This window comes from Levilactobacillus suantsaii, from assembly GCF_004115745.1.
GTDB lineage: Bacteria > Bacillota > Bacilli > Lactobacillales > Lactobacillaceae > Levilactobacillus > Levilactobacillus suantsaii.
The window spans coordinates 43,543-66,691 of record NZ_QXIL01000006.1; the positions used below are offsets into that span (position 1 = coordinate 43,543).

Here is a 23,149-nt window from a genome sequence, read left to right on the forward strand (position 1 = left end):
TGTTTGGCTACCGTTAACATTGAACATCTCACTTACGCACCCGACCACCAAGATCCCGTGTTGAAGGACTTAACGGCCACCTTTTTAGGCGGCCGTTTTTCCCTTTTGACCGGGCCTTCGGGTAGCGGCAAGACGACCTTACTGCGACTCATCGCGGGCTTGACGCCGCTACCCACGGGCGCCACGTTGACTTTCAACGGCCAACCGCTCGCGGCGCAATCACCGCAGCAGCGCTCGCAGACCGTGGCGTTGCTCTTTCAAGAGCCCAGCACGCAGTTCACCATGGACACCGTTACAAACGAGTTACGCTTTGCCTTAGAAAACCAGCAAGTCTCCCCGGCCGCTATGCCAGGTAAAATCGATGCAGCCCTGGCTTTCGTGGGCATCACCGACTTGCGTGACCGGAATTTGATGCAACTCTCCGGTGGGGAACAGCAAAAGGTCGCCTTAGCCATCATCGTCGCGATGGACAGCGACGTCATCTTACTCGACGAGCCCTTCGCTAGTATTGACCCAGCGACCCGCCAAACGTTATTGGACCGGCTGGTCAAGTTATGTCGCGACCAGGGCAAGACCATTATTTTGGCCGATCATGATTTGAGTGGCTACGCCCAGTGGATCGACCACCTGACTGTGTTACACGCCGGTCAAGTCACCACCTTGTCAGTCGCGGCTACCCAGGCGCGCTTAGCCGCCTTCACACCAGAAAGATTACAACTCACGCACGTCCAATTGCCCACGGCCCAAGATAAGAGTTGTTTTGAAGCCAAAGGGTTTGGTCTCAGCCAAAACGACCGCACGTTGATTTTACCGGAGGACTTACCATTATTGACTCACAAGACCACACTGATCACCGGGCCTAACGGCAGTGGCAAGTCGACGTTTTTCCGCTCGCTGGTTCGTTTGGGCCGCTATCAAGGCACCATCACCTACCAGGGGCGCGATATACAGCGAATTCGACGGCGGACCTACGCCCGGCACGTCAGTCTGATGTTCCAATCTGCGACGGCCCAGTTTTTAAACGTCACGGTCGCCGAAGAACTGGCCTTATCGCAACGTTACGGTAACGCGACCTACTTCACGCCGGACCGGATTCAAGCCGCCCTCGCCCAACTCGACTTGAGTGGGCGCGATGAGCAAATCATTTATTCGTTGAGTAGCGGCCAGCAAAAAAAGTTGCAGCTCCTGTGCATGCTGATGATGGCCCCCGAGGTCCTCTTACTGGACGAACCCTTCAAGGGCCTCGATCTCAACTCGATTCAGGCAGCTCTAACGTTATTGACCACAACGCAACGGGACCTCGACCTCACACTAATCATCATCAGTCATCAATTGGGCGGTCTTAGTCCGTACGTTGATTACCACTTAGACCTGGCCCATCAACAATTGACCTATCAGGGGGTGACGGCATGAATCCCAGTTTAAAATTGGCCTTAGTGGTACTGATTGCATTGGAGATCTCATTCACGCAGGTCTGGACCGTCAACGTCGCCCTCATCGTGATCAGCCTAGTGATTTTAGGACTGAACCGCATCCACATCCGGACCCTGGTATGGCTGACCGTGGTCCCGCTCTTCTTCGCCAGCGCATTGATTTGGTCACTGATGTTACGGGGAAACGCCACCCCACACTTCTTAATCGTACTGTTCACCCGGATGTTCGTATACGTCTACCTAGGCGCCACCTTTACCCAGACCACGGTGCCCCTCGAACTGACCCGATCGCTGGAACAAAACGCCAAGTTGCCCGCTAAATTTGCCTACGGGTTCCTTGCAGCGTTCAACCTATTCCCTAAAATCAAAGCCGAAGTCGCTACGGTGCACGCGGCCGCCATGATGCGCGGCCAAGTCCTGCACTTCTGGTCACCACAGTTATACTTCAAAGTCATCTTGACCGCCATGAACTGGTCGGACCAACTAGCCAGTGCCATGATGTCCCATGGATTCGTCGAGTGGGCCCCACGGACCTACGCCATCAACGTCCCGTTACGAACCCGGGACTGGGTCATCTTCGGCGCTAGTCTGCTTTTAGTTCAGATTGGTCTCTTTATCGGCTTACCCTAAACGAAGGGCATTCTGAGATTGGGCGGGTCACGACGCCAGGCAACCCCTCTCAGCTTTTAACCACCTTCAAAAAGAGCAGTTGGGACAATCTCTAATTTTGCAAATGACGTTAGACCACCAACCTTGGTCAAGCTAACGTTTTAAGCAGCGAATTTTTCACAACCCCGCCGTTGCCTTATAATGGACCTACAGAGTGAAGAAAGTGGTGAGGAGAATGAAAAGCATTCGACAGTTGTCATTTCTGGAGTTCTTCGGTTATTTGGCCCTGATTTTAGGACTCATCATCGAAGGTTACGCACTGATCAGCCAACCCGGGTCTCTAGTGGGTGCCGATAATATGTTCGGTGGTGCCGTAGTCTTAGCATTAGCCGTGGCCTTTCTTCACGACCGCTCATTACTCCTACGGTTGATTATCATTGGACTGAGCACCCTGGGGTTCGGCGTCTTTGCTTATGCCTACACACGGACCTGGACCTGGACGACGGTGGTCGCGCTAGCAGTATTGGCCTTTTTGGTCTTCTTCTTTGGGTTGAGTACCGATGTACGGCGCAACCACAGTGAGTGGCCCCATTTTTAAACCAACCCTTAAGTCTGGGAATTCACTCCTAGACTTTTTTTGACGAAAAAAGAAGCAGGCCAACCGAAGTTGGCCTGCTTCCCTGCTTGATAGACTACAAGTTACTTGTAGTCATTGTAATCATCACGATTACCGTGAATTAGTGAAGACCTTACCGGAAAAATCCTCCGGTTCCCATTAGTCCGCGCGTTGTTGCGGGACTTCCCGCGCCATTGGCGGGTGATCCATGGGTTGAGAGTGGGCCTGTAACGACCCTCTTCCGGTCAAGAACCAGGACAGGCCACTGACGATTGCTAGCATCACAATGGCCACCCCCAACCCGGTAATAACTCGTTTTAAGTTCATTGTGGTCCCCCATTTGGCCCCATAGCGGGTTCATTAACATTCCCCTTTACCATAGCGCGTTAATGTCACAAAACGATGACAACCAAACGAAAAGCCGTTAACAATTTAAAACTTAAGCGTAACAAGTTTTGTCATATTGAGTCTTAGTTTACGCAATTTTTCAGGATTCAGCAAGTCTTTGATAAAACTTTTCGGACTTAAGAGACTTATTAAGCCGCTTTCACAAAATTTTAGTATAATGAAGGTGTGCAGTAAGTGGATTATCATTTGGAGGGATTATGAATGAGTCAAGAATTAAGTAGTCTGGCTGAAGCTATCATCGCCTACCAAAAGAAATACGATAAGACCGACGGCGAGATGGCCTATGGTTCCCGCCTGACGGTCGAGAAGTTTCACGCCATCAAGACCGGTGAACTGCAACCTAACCATGATGAACAGAATGCTTTGCAAAACTTCATCGCTAAGCGTCCCAGTTAAAGTGATCTCGATTAGAACGTTCAGAAACCAAACGAGTCTGAGGAAAATTCCTCAGACTCGTTTTTTCGGGCGCCATGATATTTGGTGTTGATGGCCAAAATCCATTGACATTAACAGTTATGACTTTAGGCGGTGTTGCTGTTCCCTCTATATCTGCTTTTGCAGATGCAGAAGGAATTTCATCTGTTACAAAGATTGATTATCAAAGTATGAACTCAGATCAATTAGGTAATCTTATTGATACATATGACATGGATAATTTAACGACAAATCAAGAAAATGTAGTTAGTATCTATTCGGCTAAACCTCGGGACGAATTAAAAGCTGAGGTATCGCAAAGTGCACCTGCAACTATAACAACACCTCGCTTTCAGTCTAAAGCAGCATTAGGATTAATGGCACGGTTAGCTGCTAAATATGGAAAAGTGTATGTTTCTAAGACATTACCTAAGATTGTGTACAAGAAAGTCGCAAAATTAATCGGTAAAAAAGTTAGCCAAGCTAAGTTTTTGCATATCTGGAATAATACTATCGGTGTGGCAACTGGAGCAGCTTTGGAGAGTGCAATTGCCAAAGGATTAAAAGCATGTGGTGTTCCTAAGGGGATTGCTAACACAGCAGCAACAATTATTGCCACAGCCGTTGGTCTTAGTGTAAAATGGGATACATGGAAAAAATTATTGAGTTTTTATATTTAATTTTGGTAGTTGGGCTGCTTTTGTTTTTAATATTTAGATTTATGACAGATTTCAAGGCAACATTATTATTGGTTCTTGCTATATCAGTCGGTATTTTTATCAAAATACATTTCTTTGGTAAATAATTACGGCTCTATGATATTTGGTGTTGATGGACAAAAGGGACTGCTCCGAGTCAAGTAGACAGTTCAAATAATTAAAATAGCTATGCAGTTTTTAGAATGGCATGATTCCGAAATTCTTTCGGGGTCATGCCATTTAGTGTTTCTTGACGGCGTTTGTAGTTATACCAATTGATACATTTTTCGATAAGTTGAACCATTTCTTCTCGATTTAATGCATGGTGAAAATTGAAAAACTCTGTTTTCATATGACTCCAGAAGCTTTCCATAGGACTGTTATCCCCCGGAGTTCCTGGACGTGACATACTGTGCTTAACCCCATTGCTAGCTAGATGGTCGTTAAATACCCCAGATGTATAGCTTGATCCTTGATCTGAGTGTAAAACCGTTGGTTTTACACCATTGCTTATTGCTAATGCCTTATCAAACGTTCGAGTCACTAACTCGGCTGTCTCAGTCTCTTCAATGTCCCAAGCAATGATACTATGGTCGTTTAGGCCTTTAATCGCACTAAGTCTCAGATGTTCACCGAATTTCCAACCAAAATGTAACTCTGTACAATCAGTTACCCAGACTTGGTTCGGCTCGTCTGGTTTAAAATTATGTCCTTTGTCTGTAAGGAGTAGGTTATTGCTGATGTGCTCTTTATGCTGGGCTTTTCGATCACATTTTGCTACACGAATTGAAGCTACGATGCCATTGTCATGCATGATTCGTCGCATTTTTCCAGCACTAGTTCGATATGCTGTATCGTAATGAAGGTTCATCATTAATCTTTTTACACCAAGGGTGTACTTGTTTTTCTCTTCGATAGCTTTAACATACTTCAATATTTCTTTATTTTCCAAAGCACGTTTACTCGGGGTTCGATGTATCTATAGTACGCAGCGCGTGAGACTTTCATAAAACGACACATAAAACTAATTCCGTAAACTCGATTCGTATCAGGATTAATCGTAGTCGCTAACGTTTGGATTGTTTTGTAGATTTGTTGTGAGTGGCATCCAACCTTTTCAATTCTTGGAGCTTTTTTAGTATTGCATTCTCTGTCGATAAATGTTCAATTCGAGCCTTTAGAAGCTTGACCTCCAGGTCACGCTTCTCGTCATCTGTAAGCTGGTCATGTATAGTCTTTCTTTTACCACGACGATCGGCAAGAGCCTCAGGTCCACCTTGCTTAAACTTACGAGTCCACGAGTAAACTTGACCATAGATACATCGTACTTGCTCATAGCCCGCGAGTAATCCATCTCGTTTGCTATAATCCATTGAACAATTTCTACACGTTCCAGCTGTGTTGTTTTTCGACCATTTTTCACTGGTTTCACGCTCTTAGTAGTGAGTTGCTTACCACTAGTATACTGATGAACCCATTGATAGATAGTGCTAACGTTAGGAATATTATATTTGGTGCACAATCGAGGATAAGAAGTGTGTCCTTCTAGGTACTCTAGAACTATTTTAAATTGCTTGGATACTTTCTCATGGATCGAGGCCGTAGGCCGTTGATTCCTCGTAGTTTATAATTTTTTACCCATTGGCTTACTTGACTATGTGCAATTCCATATTGCCTTTGAATGGCATAAGGAGCCATTCCTTGAACAACTAGACCAATGTAAAATAACTTCTTTTCAATTGTATAGCGGGAACCTTTTTTACCCATAGAAAAACTCCTCTTTAGGTAGGCAAGCTTTGATTATTTGCTTGTCTACCCAAAGAGGAGTATATCCCCCATACCTCTATTTTCTTCGTTTCTTTTTTTCATAGTTATCAAAGTATATGAAACCCACAATTCCAAAAATCAAATAGACAATTACAAAAAATTTTGATATCCCAATAAAGTAAAAAACAGTAAATAATGCAAAGTAGATTATCGAGAAAATAGTATCAGTTCTCATATTACTCCTTTACCCTACCCAGTTAGTTCTATGAATAGTTTTCTTTAAATGCGTACGCTTACTATTTGAATAATATTTCACTACAGATGCTTGCCCAATAATAGCGCGATTTCCACGCGGTGCAGTTGCCGAAATTAAGCGCAAATTATAAGTTGGCCAGACCTCAGCTTTCTGTGACCCAAAGGCTTGCACAGCATCATATATACCTAGTACCGTCTTCGCTTGCCAACCTGGAATAAAACCTGCCAACTGTTCAATTGCCCATGTTGCCATTCGGCTAGCCCTGGTACTTGCAAAATTGTGAGTACCCGTCCATTTACTGTATGTGATATGCTTATAACCCGCTTTTTTGTAAGCTGCAAGGCTGTTCAAATGAGCAGAAGAAAACAGCATAATACCCGAAGGATCAGAATATACACTCTCATTGGAATTTTGTGCCTCTTCAATAGCATCTTCAACAGTGCCCACGTTGTATTGAACTGACGAATCATTATTGGTCTCTGATCCATCAACATCCGTATCCGAATTTGATCCCACTGATGTGTTTACATTATCAGATATTTGACTCGTTGTAGAATTTGCTGAAACATTAACGACTCCTGCACTACCAAAAATAATCCTACCCCGAGTATAGAACTAAAAAGAACAATTTTTTCAAAAGACTTCCCCACTATGTAAATACATTTGATTAACAAATACTTAGTACACCATACAGGAACATGGAGCAAATGGCAAATTCCCTCTTTTCTTTTGTGAATAACCAGCATCAACCGCCTCCACCGGTCAACAATTTAGCCAAACATAAACAACTGACAAAAACAAAAATAATGCAACATAACTCTTCATTTTCAAATGGCCCAATTAAAGGAATTAATCGCAAAATCAAACAGATTAAACGAACGGCATATGGTTATCGTAATTGGTAATATTTTATTTACCGCATTCAAATCGAATTTAAAATCAGAATAAAGAAAAGGAACCCAATTCGAAAATGAATTGGATTCCAGTAACACGCCTCATCAACACCGGCTGACAAAGAGCCGTTTTTCGTCTCTTTTCCTTTAGTGCACCGGGTATTGGGCCGTCCAAGCCGCCGAATAGGCCGCTGCCGTGGTGGCATCGAAGGCCACCAACCGCACCGTTGCTTTGGGGTGAGCCGCTAACCAGGTGCCAATCACCTTGACAGCCACTGCCGCTGCTTGCGTTAACGGATAGCCGTAGACACCAGTACTGATCGACGGAAAGTCGATTGTCTGACACCCCTTTTGGGCCGCCAACTCGAGACTATTGCGGTACGAGTTTGCCAGCAGGTCGGCTTCCCCGTTCATGCCGCCGTGCCATACCGGTCCCGGCGTGTGGATGACCCACTTGGCCGCTAAGTCGAATCCGGGGGTCACCTTGGCTTCACCCGTGGCGCATTCATTCAACGGAATACAAGCCGCTAGGAGCTTGGGCCCCGCCGCACGGTGAATCGCCCCGTCGACACCACCGCCACCCAATAACGTGGTGTTGGCCGCATTGACGATGGCATCCGCGTGACTTTGCGTGATATCGCCTTGAATCACTTGAAACTTTGCCAATTTACTCACCTCTTTGACCAGGGCCAATGCCACCTCCGTTTAGGGGCGGTTTCAGCCTTTCCTCGCCGTTTGAGCCGCTTCATGCCCTCTTTATAAGGGTTGGCGTACAACGCGTTGAGGTTCAACTTCTGGTCGTCTGGTGCCGCACTGGGCGCACGGAAGGCCTGTAAGTCCGTGTGACACTGCGGACAAGTCGTGTCTTAGTCCGTCACCGGCGCCCCGCAGTGAGGGCAAAATTGTAGCTTAGTCGTCATGTTGCGTCCTTTCCTGAACTTGCCGATGCTGCTGATTGCGTTGGCGGTTGCGTTCCCGCGTCGCTCGGGCTTGTTGTTGACCCGCTAACCGCTGTTGAGCGGCTAGTTCGGCCTGTTGTTGGGCCAGTTGGGCCTTCTTTTGTTGTGCAGCCTGGCGCTGGTAACTATACCGACTCCACAAGCCCACGGCAATAAAGGCCACGATGATCTGTAATGGCACTTGCCACCATACGACGTGCGTCGCCACGAACAGGTCATATCCAATCAAGACCAAAGACATCGCCCCCACAACGCTACAGGTATCCCGCAGCCATCGTGGCCAACTTTTAAACCGCATCATGCTCACTCCTTTACTCCCATCAGAGGTCGCCTTCAACCTTCAACTGCCGCTCAGTCAAATAGGCATCCAAGTACCCGAAGGCGAGTTCATCAATCGCGTTGATTTGGTAAACTTGTCCTACTTGATCCAACTGACCTTCTTCGATTTCGTGGAAAATGGTCCGTTGAGCCCCCACCTGACTGGGATAGCCTAGAAGGGTCTGCCCATCGTGCATCTTCAAGCGAGTCACGGTATGGAAAGTCGCGGCCTGCATCAAGCGGGCCTTGAACTGGTCGACCGTGGCATCAAACAACCGCTCATCGTTCAATACGGGTTGCAACCGGTGCTGGTTCGCCCGGTTCAATAACGTAAATAAACGCATGGTTTGCAGGTAATCCGATTTGAGGACCACTGCGTGCAACTCACGCAACCGCATCACCGTATACCCGCCGAACTGGCCGGTCATGTCCACTAGGTTCAAGATGACCGCGTTGGATGTGACCGTGTTGACCCGGCCCACGAAAAACAAGTCCCGGTCGTGGTCGGGCACGAGGGCAATCAACGCGTTCTTCCCCGCCAACTGGTCCAATTGCTGTCGCATCGCCTGTGGTGCCGTGAGCGTCACCGGAGCGACGTGCGTCAACTGTTGTAACCGTGGCGCGGCTAAACTCTGCAATGACAACTCTTGTCCCTGAAATTCGATGACTTCAATGTCGTCCGGAGACAAATTCCGTTGCGGTCGGTCAGTATAATCAAATTTATTTAAGATTTGCACGGTCACCTGGTCTGCCGTCACACCGGTCACCAGGCCCTCATAAAAGTGGGTATCGTTGGTCAACACCAACATCACCACTAACCGGTCGACCCAAGCGTGGCTCAGCACTTGCCGCCGAAGATCCCGTTGACTATCGAACTGCATGGTCAGGCCTTCAGACTGTACGAACTGCTCGTCTCGAGCGGTTTTGATTCGAAATGCCATGTTGTCCAAATCGTCACTGGAAAACTCGACCTCGTCAATGACCTCTAAGGCCAAGAACACGGCGCCGTCCGGCAACCCATAATCATCATAGGTGGCCAGGATAATCCCCTGCTTAGACACTACGGTGACGTAGCCGGTATAGACAACGTCCTGATTGGTCTGATAAACATTGACCAAGAGCCGTTGGGCGAGCGCCCGGTTTAAATCATTAACAATCGAATTCATTTTAAACGGCCCCCTTTATTTCTGCTATTTTGAAAATTCTACCATATATTGTCCAAAATAGCTTGTCATGACCGTTTTTGAGACTAAGATACGGCTGTCTTTAAAAATTCTTGCAACGCGTCCTGTGGTAATCCGGCACTAAGTCCGACCAACAACTTGATGCGGGCCTTTTGACCGTTCAAACCCTGGCAGAGCATCAGCCCCATCTTCCGCAACTCGATGCCACCGCCCTGGTAATCGTAAATATCTTCAGCTACCCCGTTGTAACACCGCGAGACCAACACGATTGGAATATGACGATCTAACAGGCGTTGAACTGCCGGTAAAGTCTGTGGGGGTAAGTTTCCCACTCCCAAGCCTTCCACAACTAAACCGGCCGTTTGGTCGTTGTTCAGCGCGTCGAACAAAGTGCCATCCATCCCCGCAAAGGCCTTCAATAAGTAAACGTGGTCGACCACGTGATCTAGGTCGCAGACCCCCTGGTGAATCAATTGTTGAAAGTAAGTTGGCCGGTCCTTGACCACCAACCCGATGGGGCCAAAGGTCGGGGTCCGAAACGTTGCCACGTTGGTGGTATGAGTTTTGGTGATGTAACGAGCCGTATGAATCTCATCGTTCATCACGACCAACACCCCCTTGCCCTGCGACTCGTCGGCCGCGGCGACCTGAATGGCGGAGCGGAAATTATGTACCCCGTCGGAGCCAATCTCGTTAGACGAGCGCATAGCGCCGGTCACCACGACCGGAATCTTGCTCGGCAAGGTCAGGTCCAAGAAGTAGGCCGTTTCTTCCAGAGTATCGGTCCCGTGGGTGATGACCACCCCGTCGATGCCCGCCGCTTCGGCTTTCACGATGCGCTGCTTGACCTGCAACATCTGCGTTGGGGTCATGTGCGGCGATGGCAGGTTGAACAGCTCGTCCGTAATCAGTTGAACGCGCCCCTCTAGGATAGTGGCTTCCTGGGCAATCGGGTTCTTGGCGTTGGGCACCACCTCACCACGACTATTTTGCGACATCGAAATCGTGCCTCCGGTATGGATGGCTAAAATTTTCTTCATAGTTAGCTTCCCTTCTCATCAAATGGTATCCATATTGTACCGCAAATGCGTTAAAATTTGAGTAAGGGAGGCCAAGACCATGACACCTAACTCAAAAAAACCAGACGGCTACTATCACCCGGGGGTGGACGTTCACCCCAAAAAATACAGTTCCTCCGGCGGCATCGCCGACTGGGGACCGCTATTGGAATGGTTTAGCGGTATTTGTCGTCGTTTATGGCACCGCATTCATAAATGAAACTGTATTGTTTTTTTCATAACTTCGTGTTAGAGTAGTCACTATTCTAATTAAAACATGTAATTGCCTATATAATGCCATGATAAGGGTGGCAAGTTTCTACCTAGAACCGTAAATTCTAGACTATAAGCAAATTGAGGCCCCGAACTCTTTTTGCCGATGAAAAGTGTTCGTCGGCAGAACTTTCAAGACGCTCTTTTTGCAAAGGGTGTCTTTTTGTTTTCATGAACTTCCCCCTTATCACGCTAGGCAATTGCCGTAAGGAGGAAGTTTCTTTGCAGTCCACAAAGTCCGCAACACCAGTATCTACACCGAAGAAGTCAAGTCAGGAAACCTCGACTTGGCAAGCCATGATTCTTGGATTTCAGCATTTATTAGCCATGTATTCCGGTGACGTCCTGGTTCCCCTATTAATCGGGGGTGCATTACATTTTACGGCCGCTCAGATGGCCTATCTGATCAGTGCGGACATCTTCATGTGTGGGGTGGCAACGCTCCTACAACTCAAGCGCACCCCATTGACCGGGATTGCGCTGCCCGTCGTCTTAGGGTGTGCGGTCCAAGCCGTCACTCCCTTGAGTGCCATTGGGAAAAATTACGGTGTTGGTACCATGTACGGGGCCATCATCGGGGCCGGCATCTTCGTCTTTCTGATTGCCGGGTGGTTCTCGAAAATCAAGAAACTTTTCCCGCCGGTCGTCACGGGGTCGTTGATTACCATCATCGGGTTCACCTTGATTCCCGTTGGGTTCGAAGACCTTGGTGGCGGAAGTGCTACGGCCAAAGACTTTGGCGATGTGAAGTTTCTGTTGATCGGCTTTCTGACGATGGCCATCATTTTGGGACTGAACGCCTTTGCTAAGGGCTTTCTAAAGTCCCTTTCCATCTTACTCGGAATCTTACTCGGGACCCTGATTGCCGGTTGGATGGGCATGGTCTCCTTAAGTTCAGTTGGTCAAGCCAGTTGGTTACACCTCCCACAATTCTTCTACTTTGGAACGCCCAAGTTCGAATGGTCGTCTATCGTCACCATGATTCTGGTCTCCTTGACCACCATGGTCGAATCGACCGGGGTCTTCTTCGCCTTAGGTGAATTCACCGGCCGTAAGATTGAGGAAGACGACTTAAAACGCGGGTACCGCGCCGAAGGGATTGCCGTCATCTTAGGTGGCCTCTTCAACACCTTCCCGTACTCGACCTTCTCCGAAAACGTCGGCGTGGTTCAACTTTCTGGTATCAAGACCCGTAAGCCGATTTACTTTTCCGCCCTCTTCTTGCTGATTTTAGGCCTCTTACCTAAGATTGGCGCGCTGGCTACGGTCATCCCCGACCCCGTCTTAGGTGGTGCCATGATCGTCATGTTCGGGATGGTCGGGGTCCAAGGGATCCGGATGCTCCAACAAGTCGACTTTAAGGACAACAACAACCTGCTGGTCTCCGCCATCTCCATTGGTCTGGGTCTCGGCGTGACCGTCTACCCACAAATCTTCCAAGACCTGCCCCAAACCGTCCAAATCATCATGAACAATGGTGTGGTCATCGGGAGTTTCTCCGCGGTCATCTTAAACGTCATCTTCAACATGCGGCCCCACCGGGTCACGCAACCGGCACAGGCGCAAGTCAACAGTGACGCCCAAGCTCCTCAAGACAAATAATCACTTCAAGTCGTTAGCGCCAACCCGGGCTAACGGCTTTTTTTACGCCCCCAACTCACGTATAATGGAACTTACTACTTCAGAGGGGAGCGCCAACATGTTAAGCATTCAGCACATCGAAAAACAGTTCGGGGACGTGCAGGCCTTAAGCGACGTTAGTTTTGACGTTGCCAATGGTCAAATCGTGGGGCTGATCGGCCAAAACGGGGCTGGTAAATCCACCACTTTTCATAGTATCCTCAACTTTATCACCTATGGGGGCCACATCACCTGGCAAGGGCATCCCTTGTCCACCAAGGACTTCGACCACATTGGCTATCTGCCAGAAGAGCGGAGCCTAATGGCCAAACTGACTATCGAACAACAAATCATATATCTCGCCCGGCTCAAAGGGCAACATGCTAAGGACATTCGACCACAAATCGATGACTGGTTGGCAAAATTCGCGGTCAAGGGCACCCGCAAAAGTAAAATCAGCGACTTGTCCAAGGGTAATCAGCAGAAGGTCCAACTGATCTGCACCCTGATTCACCGCCCGGACCTGCTAATTTTAGACGAGCCGTTTAGCGGCTTAGACCCAGTCAACGCCGATTTGCTAGAACAGGCCATCCTAGATGCCAAGCAACGGGGCGCCGCCATCATCTTTTCCAGTCACAATATGGAAAACGTCACCGAAGTTTGCGATAGTCTCGTCATGTTACGGACCGGCCACGTGGTGCTCCACGGCACCTTGCAGGAAGTCCGCAGTCAATTTGACAAGACCGAATTGTTCGTGACGACGCCCTGGTCACCCGATAAATTGGCACAATTGCCAGGCGTACTCAAGGTCATCCCCCGCCAACCGGGCCAGTATCGCCTTCACTTGGCCGACGCCAACGCGGGCCGCGCCATTTTCCAAGCCCTCACGCACGGCGAATACATCGAAGAATTCAGCCAACAACCGCCAACTCTCGATGAGATTTTCCGCTTGAAAGTGGGTGAAGCCGATGCGTAAGACTTGGATTGTGACCTGTGAGACCTACCTCCGCCAGGTCAAATCGTGGAGTTTTCTGTTCATGATTTTAGGCCCTTTCGTGATGCTGGGGCTGGTCTTAGGAATCACCTACGTTAGTTCCCAAAGCAACGCTAGCAGTACCAAGGTCGCAGTCGTTTCCCCCACCCCGCAACTGCGCCAAAACTTCCTGGCCAGTCACCCCTCTAATATCGAGTCGACCATCAAAACGGTCCCTGCCGCGAAACAAGCGCTCCACAAAAACCATTTGGCGGGCTATCTGGTCCTCACCCAAGCCGGTCATCAGGTACGCGCCGACTTTCACTGGAACCAGTCGTTAGACAGTGGCGTTAAGGCGCAAATTCAAAATTATCTCACGCAGGCCCAACAACGACAAAATTACCAGCAGGCCCAGTTGACGCCCAAACAACAGCAGGCCCTACAACAGGCCCCACAACTCAAACAGCTCATCGCCAAAAAGACCGGGGCCGCTAATACGGCTAAAATGATTTCGTTTTGGTTGATCGTCACGTTGATTTACATCATCTTGATTACCTATGCTTCGATCACTGCCCAGGAGATTGCATCGGACAAGGGCACTAAGATTATGGAGATTATCTTCTCGAGTACCACGGCCGTTAGCTACTTCGTGGGCAAGATCACTGGGATTCTCCTGATGATTCTGACCCAAATCGTGATCTACCTGTTGGGTGGTTGGGCGATTTACAGTTGGGCCCTCAGCCAGCCGCACTTCCACGCCATGTGGGAGCAGTACCGCACGTTGATTTCGACCGTGATTCACAACCTGTTGAACCTGAATTTGCTGTACCTGTTGCTCGGGGTGATTCTCTTTACCCTGGTCGCCGCCTACAGCGGGGCCGTAGTCGCCAAAGCCGAGGACGCCTCGAAGGCCGCCCAACCGATTACGTTACTAGGGATGGTCGGTTTCTTCGCCACCTTCCCCTTCCAAAACAATCTGGACGCGCTACCGGTCAAAATCATGTCGTATATCCCATTTCTGTCGTCGTACTTTATGCCCCTGCGAATCATCAACGGCACGGTCAGTCTCGAAACTCAATGGATTTCGCTGGCCCTGGCCCTCTTGACGGTGATCCTGCTAGCCGAGTATATTGGACGGCGATACCAGAAGTTGATGTTGCAGACCGACAGTCACAGCGTTTGGCAACACCTCTTCAAGCACCACCACTAGAAAGGAAGTCACTATGGCGGAAAAAGACCGTTATTATCAACCCAGTGACGTCACCGACGCCCTGACGGAAGTCCAAAAATTATTCAACAGCTACCGCAACGCGCCGTTGACCCAGGAGCTCTTCGATTACCATCAAAAGTTATTGGGCCGTTTGACCAGCGACTTGCCGGCCGCCGCTAAAGCGGAACACCGCGCCGATTTAGTCACCGCCACGCAAGACATGGCTCAAGCCATGCAGCGCTGGACACAGGTGCGGCTGACCGGGCAACCCTATCCGGGACGTCTGCGCCACTTCAAGTTTGTGCCCGACGCAACGGGTCCCAAGTTCAAGCGCCACGTAGTCAAGGATCATGGCTCGGGCACTCACCGCAGTAGTCGACACTAAGCGCCATCCATCAACTAATTAAAAGCACTCCGGTAACGCAGGCAAAATGCCTGGTGTCACCGAGGTGCTTTCGTTTGGCAATTCACCTAATGGAAGCTATAACAAAAATTTTCAAATTCGATATTCACATTTTGCATGGAAGTGCTATAATTAGACACGTAAGTTTTTCGGGCCCTTAGCTCAGCTGGGAGAGCGCCTGCTTCGCATGCAGGAGGTCGTCGGTTCAAATCCGGTAGGGTCCATTTTTGATTGTTTAGAGATAGAAATAGTCGCTTAAAATACTGTTGTTACAGCATTCTTGATTTTTAGGGATGCTGAGAAATAAATAAACTTACAGGGGCGTTGAACTCATCGGCTGATATAGTCGGTGAGTTTTTTTATACGACTCTTTGTCAACCGTTGTTGATGAGGAGGTTGCTCGGAATTCAATTCACTTTCGAATTGGGTTCCTTTTCTTTATTCTGATTTTAAATTCGATTTGAATCACGGTAAATAAAGTTTCGCCAGTTACGATAACCATATGCTGTTCGTTTAATTTGTGCTTAGTTCCCTCAATTGAGCCGTTTAAGAGTGAACTACTGGTTATATTTTTAATTAATTGACGGTTCTTGGTAAACGTTTCGTGCGTTGCATCAAGCTGAGAACTTATATTCTTAAGGGTAACGTTAAAAGCAGTTGACTGCCCTCTCTTGAGGTCAGTCAACTGCTTTAGCTTGCAGAAGTCCCCATCAGTCTCAATTGGGCTCACCCCCCCAGTAAGGTCACTGGCGTATCTAAATGGTGAGCCGTGAACCATTGCCACCGTTGCGTGTAGAATTGATTGAAGGCTCGAATTGATTAAATGCCAATTGCTTGCGCCCTGTCCTTTGGGACCATAAACTGAGGATTAACGTGGCTGATCACCTTATCCGCAATACCACTTAGGCCTCAAACCGTCGGCCCAAGATATCTAAGCTTCGCAGCTGCCCGTCAAGGACTGCCACGTCAGGTAAATGCCCCCACCACGCAAACCCATTTTTAACGAATAGTCCCTGACTAGGGGCATTGTGACTAAAGACATAGGCCACGATGGTTTTGAGACCTAACCGGGGTAACTGCGCCGTCACAAAGTCCAACGCGTGTTGGCCCAAACCCTGGTGATGAAAAGCTGGGTCGATGTACAGGCTGATCTCCGCCGTCTGATAATACGCTGGGCGCCCATAAAAGGATTCCAGGCTGACCCAGCCCGCAATCTGTTGACCAACTTTTACCACCCAAATCGGGCGGCTAGCGGGATCAAAGGCCGCAAACCAGGCTTCGCGGTCCGCTACCTGAACCGGTCGAGTATCAGCGGTAGCTAGTCGTCCAGGAATACTGTCATTATAAATTGCAACGATACGCGGGAGGTCCGCCCGCTGTGCCGTTTTAAACGTCAGGTCCATCTTGCGTCACTTCCTTATAAGTTTTTATTATAGCCTAACTCGATGGCCACCACCATCTGCCATCACTATGTCACTTTGGTTGGCCCACTTGCCAATTTTGCTAAAGGAGGGTTTCTCATGACTCAACCCATGATCGAACTACGTCACGTCACGCAACGGTACGGGACCCACACCATTTTAAAGGACGTGAGTCTGGCCCTGGAATCAGGAAAGTTCTACACGTTGCTGGGGCCTTCGGGATGCGGTAAGACCACCATTCTGCGAGCTATCGGCGGTTTCGACCAGGTTACGGCGGGCGACATCTTCTTCGACGGGAAACGGGTCAACGACCTGCCCGCCAACCGGCGCAACGTCAACACGGTCTTCCAAGACTACGCCCTCTTCCCTAACATGACGGTGGCCCAAAACGTGGCCTTTGGGTTGACCATCAAGAAGATGCCCGCCGACAAACGTGACGACGAGGTCGCCAAAGCCCTGAAACTAGTCCGCCTCAGCGACTACGGCAACCGGGCCATCAGTGCCCTGTCTGGCGGGCAACAACAACGGGTCGCCATTGCTCGCGCCATCGTGATGCAGCCCCGGGTTCTGTTGCTCGACGAACCCCTCTCAGCTCTCGATGCTAAACTCCGCCGGGCCATGCAATACGAATTACGCGACCTGCAACAACGCTTAGGCATCACCTTTTTATTCGTAACCCACGACCAAGAAGAGGCCTTGGCTATGAGTGACGATATCTTCGTGATGAACGCCGGCGAGATCCTCCAAAGTGGCTCGCCCGTCGCCATCTACAACGAACCGGTCAACCACTTTGTCGCCGATTTTATCGGTGAAAGCAATATTTTGCCCGGTCACATGGTGGCCGATTACCAGGTCAGCTTCGATAATCGCACCTTTGAATGCGTCGACGCGGGCATCCCCTCTAATGAACCCATCGAAATCGTCATTCGGCCCGAGGACCTGACGCTGACCGACCTCGACCACGCCAAGCTCAAGGTGACCATCGATAACCAACTCTTCCGCGGCGACTACTACGAGATTGGCGCGACCGATGACCAGGGCCATTCCTGGCTAATCCATTCGGTCCGTGCCACCGTCGAGGGCCAGCAGGTCGGCCTCACTTTCCAACCGGACGACCTCCACGTCATGCGCCTTCACGAACGGGAGGCCGACTTCGAAGCACGCTTGGAAACCTATGAAGAAGTGGAGGGGACGGCTCATGACGAAGCGTAAAACTTGTGGGTACTTCATCCCCTACGGTCTCTGGTTAGGACTTTTCGTAATTGCGCCCGTTGCGTTGATCGTCTACCAATCCTTTTTCAGCCTGGACCATCACGTGACCTTGGCGAACTACGCCACTTACTTTCAATCCGGGGTCTACCTCAAAATGACGTTGAATTCTGTCTGGTACGCTTTTCTGATCACCCTCTTCACCGGGCTCATCAGCTACCCCACGGCCTACGTCCTGCGCCAGTTGAAGCACCGCCAATTCTGGCTTCTGCTGGTTATCCTCCCCACCTGGATCAATATTTTACTCAAAGCCTACGCCTTTATCGGCATCTTCAGTCAAGACGGTGTGGCCAACAGCTTTTTACGCTTCATCGGTATCGGCCCCCAGCAGTTACTGTTCACCAACGCCAGCTTTATCTTTGTCGCGACCTACATTCAAATTCCGTTTATGATTTTACCCATCTATAATTCGCTGGCCGATCTAAATCCGGCCTACATCAATGCCAGCTTAGATTTAGGCGCAACCCGTTGGCAAACTTTTTACCGGGTGATTTTCCCGCTGACTCTCCCCGGTGTGAAGGCGGGTGTACAGGCCGTTTTCATCCCTTCACTGTCCCTCTTCATGTTGACCCGTCTGATTGGGGGCAACAAGGTCATCACACTGGGAACCGCCATTGAAGAACATTTCTTGACCACCATGAACTGGGGGATGGGCTCGACGATTGGGGTCGTCCTCATCGTGGCCATGATCATCGTGATGCAACTGACTAACGATCATTCGGGGAGGTCTTCACAATGAAAAAGCTCTCACGCGTTTATCTGGTTTTGGTGTTCATCGTCCTGTACCTGCCCATTCTCTACCTGATTGCTTATTCCTTTAGCCAGGGCACGACTATGACCAACTACCACGGGTTTACCTGGCAACATTACCGTGACCTCTTTGCCGACCCACGGATGCTAGCCATCGTGGCCGATACACTACTGGTTGCCCTGCTGTCTTCGCTGATTGCGACCTTGATTGGCACGTTAGGTGCGTTGAGCATTCACCGCACGTCTAAACGGGTTACCCGCGATGTCTTGTTGAGCTTAAACAATATTCTGATGGTTTCCCCGGACGTCATTATCGGGGCCAGTTTCTTAATCTTTTTCACCACTTTGAAAGTCCCGTTAGGCTTCACCTCGGTGTTACTCAGTCATATCGCCTTCGAGATCCCCATCGTGGTCTTGATGATTCTGCCCCGCCTACGGGAGATGTCGCCTTCACTTCTCTGTGCCGCAGCCGATCTCGGCGCGACCACCCGTCAACAACTCAACAAAATCATCATTCCGTTCATCACTCCGGGCATCATGGCGGGCTTCTTCATGGCTTTGACCTACTCCCTCGATGACTTTGCGGTGACCTTCTTCGTGACCGGTAACGGCTTTTCGACCCTGTCCGTGGAAATCTACTCTCGGGCTCGGCAAGGGATCAACCTGGAAATCAACGCGCTGTCTGGTGTCATGTTCATCTTCTCGCTTCTACTAGTGGGCGGCTACTACCTCCTACAACAGGGCAACGCGAAACGCCGGCAACGGAGTCAGGAGGCGGCCCAATGAAACGTTTAATCAGTCTCGTCATCGGCTTATTAGCCATCTGTGGGCTGTTAGCCTACACTGGCAATCGTCTACAACGTTCAAGTGGTGATTCCGGCAGTAAAGTCCTCAACCTCTACAACTGGGGGGATTATATCGATCCGTCTCTACTGAGTAAGTTTCAACGCGAAACGGGTTACCACGTCAACGTCGAGACCTTCGACAGCAACGAAGCGATGTTCACCAAACTCAAGCAAGGGGGAACCCACTACGATTTGACGGTCCCCAGTGACTACATGGTCAGCAAGCTCAAACAGGCCCACTTACTCCAACCTATCGACCGGCACCGGTTGACCGGCATGCAAAACTACGACCCGCGCTTTTTAAATCAGTCCTTTGACCGCCACAACCGCTACTCGATTCCGTATTTCTGGGGTACCTTGGGCATCATTTATAACGACCGCTATATTCGCCCGGGGACGCTGACTCACTGGTCCCAACTCTGGTCACCTAAGTACCGCCACCAGATCATGCTGGTCGATTCCGCCCGGGATATCCTGGGCATGGCCTTGGTCGAACGGGGGGAATCCATGAACACCACGAACCCGCAGACCCTACTAGCGGCCACCCACCGGCTCGACCAACTCAGTCCCAACGTCAAAGCCATCGTCGCCGATGAAATCAAAATGTACATGATTCAAGACGAAGCCGCCATTGCGGTGGACTGGTCCGGAGAAGCCGCCGAGATGCTGGCGTCCAACAGCCACCTGCACTACGTAGTGCCTAAAGAAGGCAGTAACTTGTGGTTCGACAACCTGGTCATTCCGAAATCCGCCCAGCACTATCAAGCCATTTACGCCTTCTTGAACTTCATGAATCGACCGGAAAACGCCGCCCAAAACGCCGAATACATCGGTTACGCCACCCCCAACGCCAAAGCTAAGGCGCTGTTACCAAGAAGCGTGCGCAATGACCGCCAGTTCTATCCTGATGACGCAACGATTCGCCATCTGCAAGTCTACCGCAACCGTCCAACTGTATAACGACCGTTATCTCGAATTTAAAATGCACCATTAACGCCAAACGACCAGCCTCCGCAAGGGGTGCTGGTCGTTTTAGCTCAAACAAAAAGACCCGTTACCACGCCGAATCTCCGGCAGGCACGAGTCGCTGGGTTTGAATTATCGTTTGTTTAACCGAAACTTCCGGAAACGTAGTCTTGGGTGACTTGAATTTGCGGGGTACTAAACATCGTGGTCGTCGGTGAGTATTCCATCACGTGACCCAGGTGGAAGAACGCACACTGGCTACTGATTCGGGCCGCTTGTTGCATATTGTGCGTCACGATGATAATCGTGTACTTCTTCTGCAACTCCAGAAGGGTCTCTTCGACCTTTACCGTGGAGATGGGATCTAACGCGCTACACGGTTCGTCCAAGAGCAGGACGTCCGGGGACATGGCCAGTGACCGCGCAATACACAGTCGCTGTTGTTGCCCCCCAGACAACGCCAAGGCGCTCTTATCTAATGAGTCCTTAACTTCATCCCATAAAGCCGCCCCTTGCAAACTCTGTTCGACCCGCTCATCGAGGACCTTTTTATTCTTGACCCCCGTCGCTCGTAAAGCGTAGATGATGTTTTCCCGAATCGATTTGGCGAACGGGTTGGGCCGTTGGAAGACCATCCCGATGTGCCGCCGAATTTCATAGATGTTAACATTTGGCTGGTTGATATCCACCCCGTGGTACCAAATCTTACCTGTCACCGTGGCAATCGTATCGTTCATCCGGTTCAACGACCGTAAGTAGGTGGACTTCCCAGACCCCGAAGCGCCAATCAACGCCGTAATCTGGTTCTTCGGAAAAGCCAGACTGGCATCGTGCATCGCGTGGTTACTGCCGTAAAACACTTGCATGTTTTCGGTCTTCATGGCCAACGTCGTATGCTCATCAAACGTCTGAACCGCCGTTTTCTCAAAAGAATAATTTTTTAGCATCAGCTGACCTCCCTATTTACTGGCCGTGACGCGCCGATATAGGTAGTTCCCTAACACCCGCGCAAACAAGTTGAACAACAGCACCGCAATAATCAAGACGGCCGACGCCGCCGCTGATAACTGCGCGGCGTTAGTAGCGAGACCTTCCGTATTGACCTTCCAGATGTGGACCGCTAATGTTTCAGCGGGTCGAAACGGGTTCAACGGACTGGCTGCGTCCATCGGGTTCCAGTCACTGAAGTTCGTGACCGGGGCACTTTGACCGGCCGTGTAAATCAGCACAGCGGCTTCCCCGAAGACCCGCCCGGCACTCAACACAATCCCGGTCACGATGCCGGGTAAGGCTACGGGCAAGATGATGCCAATCTCAGTCTTCCACTTCGACAACCCTAACGATAAGCCCGCTTCCCGTTGACTCCGGGAAACGGCGCTCAAGGACTCTTCGATGTTCCGCGTCAATAATGGTAAGTTAAAGAACGTCAAGGCAATCGCCCCCGAAATGACCGAAAAGCCAATCTTGAATTTCACCACGAAGAGTAGGAAACCGAACAGCCCTACAACCACGGATGGCAGTGAACTCAAGACTTCAATGGCAGAACGAATCAAACGCGTCCGCCAATTATCCTTCGCGTATTCGGCCAGATAAATCCCGGCTCCCAGCGAAATAGGAATTGAAATCAGCATGGTTAAAATCAGCAGGTAGAAGGAATTGAACAGTTGGATACCGATACCTCCCGCCCCACTAAAGGAATCCGCGGATCCGGTCAGAAATAACCAGCTCACGTGCGGCAATCCTGAAATTAAGATGTAGGCCAGTAGGAAGGCCAGAATACCGACGACCGTTGCCACGATCACGTCGATAATAATCGTTGCCAATAAGTCTTTCCGTTTAGCGTTCATGACTCAGTTGCCCCCTCTTTGCAATGACCCGCACTAAGGCGTTGAAGAACAGTGACATCAGTAACAGAATCAGTGCTAGTGACCATAAAGCGTTGTTAGGCAGGGTCCCGTCGATAGTGTCCCCAATTCCCGTCGTCAATTGACTGGTCAACGTTGCAGCTGGTGAAACCAGGTTCTTGGGCATGATGGCCGCGTTACCGATGACCATTTGGACGGCTAGAGCTTCACCAAATGCCCGCGCCATTCCGAAGATAATCGCGGTCAAGATTCCGGGCGTCGCGGCCCGTAAGATGACCCGCGAGACCGTTTGCCACCGCGTCGCCCCTAAGGCCAACGAAGCTTCCTTGTAGAAGCGTGGTACGGCTCGTAAGCTATCGACGGTCATCGTCGTAATCGTCGGTAAGACCATGACGAACAGCACGAAGGTCGCCGAGATAATCCCGAAACCGGAACCACCGACTAGGTGCCGCATAAACGGCACGACTACGGCCAGACCGATGAACCCGTACACCACGGAAGGAATCCCAACTAGCAGTTCAATCACCGGTTGTAAGAACTTCCGCCCGCGTTTCGGGGCAATCTCGGTCATAAAGATGGCCGTCCCAATCGCGAAAGGTGTCGCGACTAATGCAGCGGCAAAAGTCACTGCAAACGATCCGACAATCATGGGTAAAGCCCCGATTTTACCTTGGTCAGGGGCCCAGTTGGTCCCACTTAAGAATTGCCAAACGTTGACGTGGTTCTGCGTAAACGTGGCAATCCCTTTCGACGTGATGAACCATAACATTGACGCCACGACCAAGATAATAATTCCGATACACGTGTAACTAATGCTCCGGCCTAACCAGTCTTCATGGGTTGCCCGGGTCGCGTGATGCAGAGTGTACGCCCAATCCTTCGTCTGGGTCTTCTCCTGCTTAAAACTCGAATTTGTTTGCTCCATAAGATAACTCTCCTTT

The 23,149-nt window shown here is 50.0% G+C and carries 24 protein-coding genes, 1 tRNA gene, 4 pseudogenes and 1 riboswitch; of the genes and pseudogenes, 16 read left to right on the plus strand and 13 right to left on the minus strand.

The features are described 5' to 3' along the window. The first annotated feature begins 3 nt into the window (after positions 1-3). The 3 genes from DXH47_RS04575 (at position 4) to DXH47_RS04585 (ending at position 2,640) form a co-directional block, all read left to right on the plus strand. The gene (locus DXH47_RS04575; RefSeq protein ID WP_129032000.1) at positions 4-1,413 is read left to right on the plus strand and encodes an ABC transporter ATP-binding protein; all 1,410 of its coding nucleotides are present in this window, start codon (positions 4-6) and stop codon (positions 1,411-1,413) included. After that, positions 1,410-2,063 (plus strand): energy-coupling factor transporter transmembrane component T family protein, encoded by a 654-nt coding sequence (locus DXH47_RS04580; RefSeq protein WP_129032002.1) that lies wholly within the window; start codon positions 1,410-1,412, stop codon positions 2,061-2,063. The genes DXH47_RS04575 and DXH47_RS04580 overlap by 4 nt, the downstream gene beginning before the upstream one ends. A 214-nt stretch (positions 2,064-2,277) precedes the next feature. Then, complete coding sequence (locus DXH47_RS04585; RefSeq protein ID WP_129032004.1) at positions 2,278-2,640, plus strand: hypothetical protein; 363 nt, start codon at positions 2,278-2,280, stop codon at positions 2,638-2,640. A 177-nt stretch (positions 2,641-2,817) separates the two neighbouring features. On the opposite strand, the gene DXH47_RS11620 is transcribed toward DXH47_RS04585, so the two are convergent. Beyond that, positions 2,818-2,985, minus strand: a complete 168-nt coding sequence (locus tag DXH47_RS11620; RefSeq protein WP_170954947.1) for a hypothetical protein — start codon at positions 2,983-2,985, stop codon at positions 2,818-2,820. 282 nt (positions 2,986-3,267) lie between these two features. Between DXH47_RS11620 and DXH47_RS04590 the strand changes: the two genes are divergently transcribed. Further along, positions 3,268-3,462, plus strand: a complete 195-nt coding sequence (locus tag DXH47_RS04590; protein WP_129032006.1) for an LBP_cg2779 family protein — start codon at positions 3,268-3,270, stop codon at positions 3,460-3,462. A gap of 104 nt (positions 3,463-3,566) precedes the next feature. Then, entirely contained in the window at positions 3,567-4,160 is a 594-nt protein-coding gene (locus tag DXH47_RS04595; RefSeq protein ID WP_129032008.1) for a hypothetical protein, read from the plus strand. A 205-nt stretch (positions 4,161-4,365) separates the two neighbouring features. On the opposite strand, the gene DXH47_RS04600 is transcribed toward DXH47_RS04595, so the two are convergent. The 3 genes and pseudogenes from DXH47_RS04600 to DXH47_RS04610 all read right to left on the minus strand — a co-directional run bounded on the left by DXH47_RS04600 (position 4,366) and on the right by DXH47_RS04610 (position 6,648). After that, positions 4,366-5,130 carry an IS3 family transposase gene (locus tag DXH47_RS04600; protein WP_233449190.1) on the minus strand — a complete coding sequence of 255 codons (765 nt, stop codon included), beginning with the start codon at positions 5,128-5,130 and terminating at the stop codon, positions 4,366-4,368. 115 nt (positions 5,131-5,245) lie between these two features. After that, positions 5,246-5,945 (minus strand): annotated as a pseudogene (locus DXH47_RS12070) (helix-turn-helix domain-containing protein). Between the two features lie 244 nt (positions 5,946-6,189). Further along, positions 6,190-6,648 (minus strand): hypothetical protein, encoded by a 459-nt coding sequence (locus DXH47_RS04610; protein WP_129032010.1) that lies wholly within the window; start codon positions 6,646-6,648, stop codon positions 6,190-6,192. 260 nt (positions 6,649-6,908) lie between these two features. Here DXH47_RS04610 and DXH47_RS04615 point away from each other — a divergent pair. Further along, a pseudogene (locus DXH47_RS04615) lies at positions 6,909-7,175 on the plus strand (transposase). Between the two features lie 66 nt (positions 7,176-7,241). Here the strand turns inward: DXH47_RS04615 and DXH47_RS04620 are convergent. From DXH47_RS04620 to DXH47_RS04635, 4 genes are all read right to left on the minus strand, one after another. Next, positions 7,242-7,760 (minus strand): O-acetyl-ADP-ribose deacetylase, encoded by a 519-nt coding sequence (locus DXH47_RS04620; RefSeq protein WP_129032014.1) that lies wholly within the window; start codon positions 7,758-7,760, stop codon positions 7,242-7,244. A gap of 243 nt (positions 7,761-8,003) precedes the next feature. Then, on the minus strand, positions 8,004-8,351 hold the full coding sequence (locus tag DXH47_RS04625; protein WP_129032016.1) for a hypothetical protein: 348 nt from the start codon (positions 8,349-8,351) through the stop codon (positions 8,004-8,006). A 22-nt stretch (positions 8,352-8,373) separates the two neighbouring features. Then, positions 8,374-9,537, minus strand: coding sequence for a hypothetical protein (locus DXH47_RS04630; protein ID WP_129032018.1), 1,164 nt, complete (start codon positions 9,535-9,537; stop codon positions 8,374-8,376). A gap of 83 nt (positions 9,538-9,620) precedes the next feature. After that, positions 9,621-10,595: an asparaginase gene (locus DXH47_RS04635; protein ID WP_129032020.1), complete on the minus strand. Its 975-nt coding sequence runs from the start codon at positions 10,593-10,595 to the stop codon at positions 9,621-9,623. Positions 10,596-10,674: 79 nt separating this feature from the next. On the opposite strand from DXH47_RS04635, the gene DXH47_RS11625 reads away from it, so the two are divergent. The 6 genes from DXH47_RS11625 (at position 10,675) to DXH47_RS04660 (ending at position 15,316) form a co-directional block, all read left to right on the plus strand. Further along, a complete protein-coding gene (locus DXH47_RS11625) occupies positions 10,675-10,833 on the plus strand; it encodes a hypothetical protein (RefSeq protein ID WP_170954948.1) in 159 nt (52 codons plus the stop codon). 47 nt (positions 10,834-10,880) lie between these two features. After that, a riboswitch (purine riboswitch) is annotated at positions 10,881-10,979 on the plus strand. A 204-nt stretch (positions 10,980-11,183) separates the two neighbouring features. Beyond that, positions 11,184-12,488 carry a nucleobase:cation symporter-2 family protein gene (locus tag DXH47_RS04640; protein ID WP_225423502.1) on the plus strand — a complete coding sequence of 435 codons (1,305 nt, stop codon included), beginning with the start codon at positions 11,184-11,186 and terminating at the stop codon, positions 12,486-12,488. A 97-nt stretch (positions 12,489-12,585) separates the two neighbouring features. Further along, on the plus strand, positions 12,586-13,482 hold the full coding sequence (locus tag DXH47_RS04645) for an ABC transporter ATP-binding protein (RefSeq protein ID WP_129032023.1): 897 nt from the start codon (positions 12,586-12,588) through the stop codon (positions 13,480-13,482). Continuing rightward, on the plus strand, positions 13,475-14,689 hold the full coding sequence (locus DXH47_RS04650; RefSeq protein ID WP_129032025.1) for an ABC transporter permease: 1,215 nt from the start codon (positions 13,475-13,477) through the stop codon (positions 14,687-14,689). Before DXH47_RS04645 ends, DXH47_RS04650 begins: the two co-directional genes overlap by 8 nt. A 13-nt stretch (positions 14,690-14,702) precedes the next feature. Beyond that, positions 14,703-15,074, plus strand: a complete 372-nt coding sequence (locus tag DXH47_RS04655) for a hypothetical protein (RefSeq protein WP_129032027.1) — start codon at positions 14,703-14,705, stop codon at positions 15,072-15,074. Between the two features lie 169 nt (positions 15,075-15,243). Beyond that, positions 15,244-15,316: transfer RNA gene (locus tag DXH47_RS04660), tRNA-Ala, on the plus strand. 188 nt (positions 15,317-15,504) lie between these two features. On the opposite strand, the pseudogene DXH47_RS11830 reads toward DXH47_RS04660, so the two are convergent. Next, positions 15,505-15,732, minus strand: a pseudogene (locus tag DXH47_RS11830) (transposase); the annotation flags it as partial. 262 nt (positions 15,733-15,994) lie between these two features. Beyond that, positions 15,995-16,495, minus strand: coding sequence for a GNAT family N-acetyltransferase (locus DXH47_RS04665; RefSeq protein ID WP_129032029.1), 501 nt, complete (start codon positions 16,493-16,495; stop codon positions 15,995-15,997). A 117-nt stretch (positions 16,496-16,612) separates the two neighbouring features. Between DXH47_RS04665 and DXH47_RS04670 the strand changes: the two genes are divergently transcribed. The 4 genes and pseudogenes from DXH47_RS04670 (at position 16,613) to DXH47_RS04685 (ending at position 20,371) form a co-directional block, all read left to right on the plus strand. Continuing rightward, positions 16,613-17,725, plus strand: a complete 1,113-nt coding sequence (locus DXH47_RS04670) for an ABC transporter ATP-binding protein (RefSeq protein ID WP_129032030.1) — start codon at positions 16,613-16,615, stop codon at positions 17,723-17,725. Continuing rightward, positions 17,712-18,521, plus strand: a complete 810-nt coding sequence (locus DXH47_RS04675; protein WP_129032032.1) for an ABC transporter permease — start codon at positions 17,712-17,714, stop codon at positions 18,519-18,521. Before DXH47_RS04670 ends, DXH47_RS04675 begins: the two co-directional genes overlap by 14 nt. Further along, positions 18,518-19,318: an ABC transporter permease gene (locus tag DXH47_RS04680; protein ID WP_129032034.1), complete on the plus strand. Its 801-nt coding sequence runs from the start codon at positions 18,518-18,520 to the stop codon at positions 19,316-19,318. The genes DXH47_RS04675 and DXH47_RS04680 overlap by 4 nt, the downstream gene beginning before the upstream one ends. After that, positions 19,315-20,371: pseudogene (locus DXH47_RS04685) on the plus strand (ABC transporter substrate-binding protein). The gene DXH47_RS04680 and the pseudogene DXH47_RS04685 overlap by 4 nt, the downstream one beginning before the upstream one ends. 115 nt (positions 20,372-20,486) lie before the next feature. Here DXH47_RS04685 and pstB read toward each other — a convergent pair. Genes pstB through pstC form a run of 3 tightly spaced genes read right to left on the minus strand, consistent with a single transcriptional unit; the run spans position 20,487 to position 23,133 of the window. After that, complete coding sequence (gene pstB, locus DXH47_RS04690) at positions 20,487-21,290, minus strand: phosphate ABC transporter ATP-binding protein PstB (RefSeq protein WP_129032036.1); 804 nt, start codon at positions 21,288-21,290, stop codon at positions 20,487-20,489. 12 nt (positions 21,291-21,302) lie between these two features. Continuing rightward, a complete protein-coding gene (gene pstA, locus DXH47_RS04695) occupies positions 21,303-22,190 on the minus strand; it encodes a phosphate ABC transporter permease PstA (RefSeq protein WP_129032038.1) in 888 nt (295 codons plus the stop codon). Continuing rightward, positions 22,180-23,133 (minus strand): phosphate ABC transporter permease subunit PstC, encoded by a 954-nt coding sequence (gene pstC / locus DXH47_RS04700; RefSeq protein WP_129032040.1) that lies wholly within the window; start codon positions 23,131-23,133, stop codon positions 22,180-22,182. Before pstC ends, pstA begins: the two co-directional genes overlap by 11 nt. Between the last annotated feature and the right edge of the window lie 16 nt (positions 23,134-23,149).

Coding starts and splice junctions, on each gene's coding strand:
- pstB (WP_129032036.1), bottom strand. CDS start 21,290: ATGCTAAAAAATTATTCTTTTGAGAAAACGGCGGTTCAGACGTTTGAT.
- DXH47_RS04645 (WP_129032023.1), top strand. CDS start 12,586: ATGTTAAGCATTCAGCACATCGAAAAACAGTTCGGGGACGTGCAGGCC.
- DXH47_RS11625 (WP_170954948.1), top strand. CDS start 10,675: ATGACACCTAACTCAAAAAAACCAGACGGCTACTATCACCCGGGGGTG.
- DXH47_RS04635 (WP_129032020.1), bottom strand. CDS start 10,595: ATGAAGAAAATTTTAGCCATCCATACCGGAGGCACGATTTCGATGTCG.
- DXH47_RS04625 (WP_129032016.1), bottom strand. CDS start 8,351: ATGCGGTTTAAAAGTTGGCCACGATGGCTGCGGGATACCTGTAGCGTT.
- DXH47_RS11620 (WP_170954947.1), bottom strand. CDS start 2,985: ATGAACTTAAAACGAGTTATTACCGGGTTGGGGGTGGCCATTGTGATG.
- DXH47_RS04680 (WP_129032034.1), top strand. CDS start 18,518: ATGAAAAAGCTCTCACGCGTTTATCTGGTTTTGGTGTTCATCGTCCTG.
- DXH47_RS04675 (WP_129032032.1), top strand. CDS start 17,712: ATGACGAAGCGTAAAACTTGTGGGTACTTCATCCCCTACGGTCTCTGG.
- pstA (WP_129032038.1), bottom strand. CDS start 22,190: ATGAACGCTAAACGGAAAGACTTATTGGCAACGATTATTATCGACGTG.
- DXH47_RS04665 (WP_129032029.1), bottom strand. CDS start 16,495: ATGGACCTGACGTTTAAAACGGCACAGCGGGCGGACCTCCCGCGTATC.
- DXH47_RS04590 (WP_129032006.1), top strand. CDS start 3,268: ATGAGTCAAGAATTAAGTAGTCTGGCTGAAGCTATCATCGCCTACCAA.
- pstC (WP_129032040.1), bottom strand. CDS start 23,133: ATGGAGCAAACAAATTCGAGTTTTAAGCAGGAGAAGACCCAGACGAAG.
- DXH47_RS04640 (WP_225423502.1), top strand. CDS start 11,184: ATGATTCTTGGATTTCAGCATTTATTAGCCATGTATTCCGGTGACGTC.
- DXH47_RS04630 (WP_129032018.1), bottom strand. CDS start 9,537: ATGAATTCGATTGTTAATGATTTAAACCGGGCGCTCGCCCAACGGCTC.
- DXH47_RS04670 (WP_129032030.1), top strand. CDS start 16,613: ATGACTCAACCCATGATCGAACTACGTCACGTCACGCAACGGTACGGG.
- DXH47_RS04585 (WP_129032004.1), top strand. CDS start 2,278: ATGAAAAGCATTCGACAGTTGTCATTTCTGGAGTTCTTCGGTTATTTG.
- DXH47_RS04655 (WP_129032027.1), top strand. CDS start 14,703: ATGGCGGAAAAAGACCGTTATTATCAACCCAGTGACGTCACCGACGCC.
- DXH47_RS04650 (WP_129032025.1), top strand. CDS start 13,475: ATGCGTAAGACTTGGATTGTGACCTGTGAGACCTACCTCCGCCAGGTC.
- DXH47_RS04580 (WP_129032002.1), top strand. CDS start 1,410: ATGAATCCCAGTTTAAAATTGGCCTTAGTGGTACTGATTGCATTGGAG.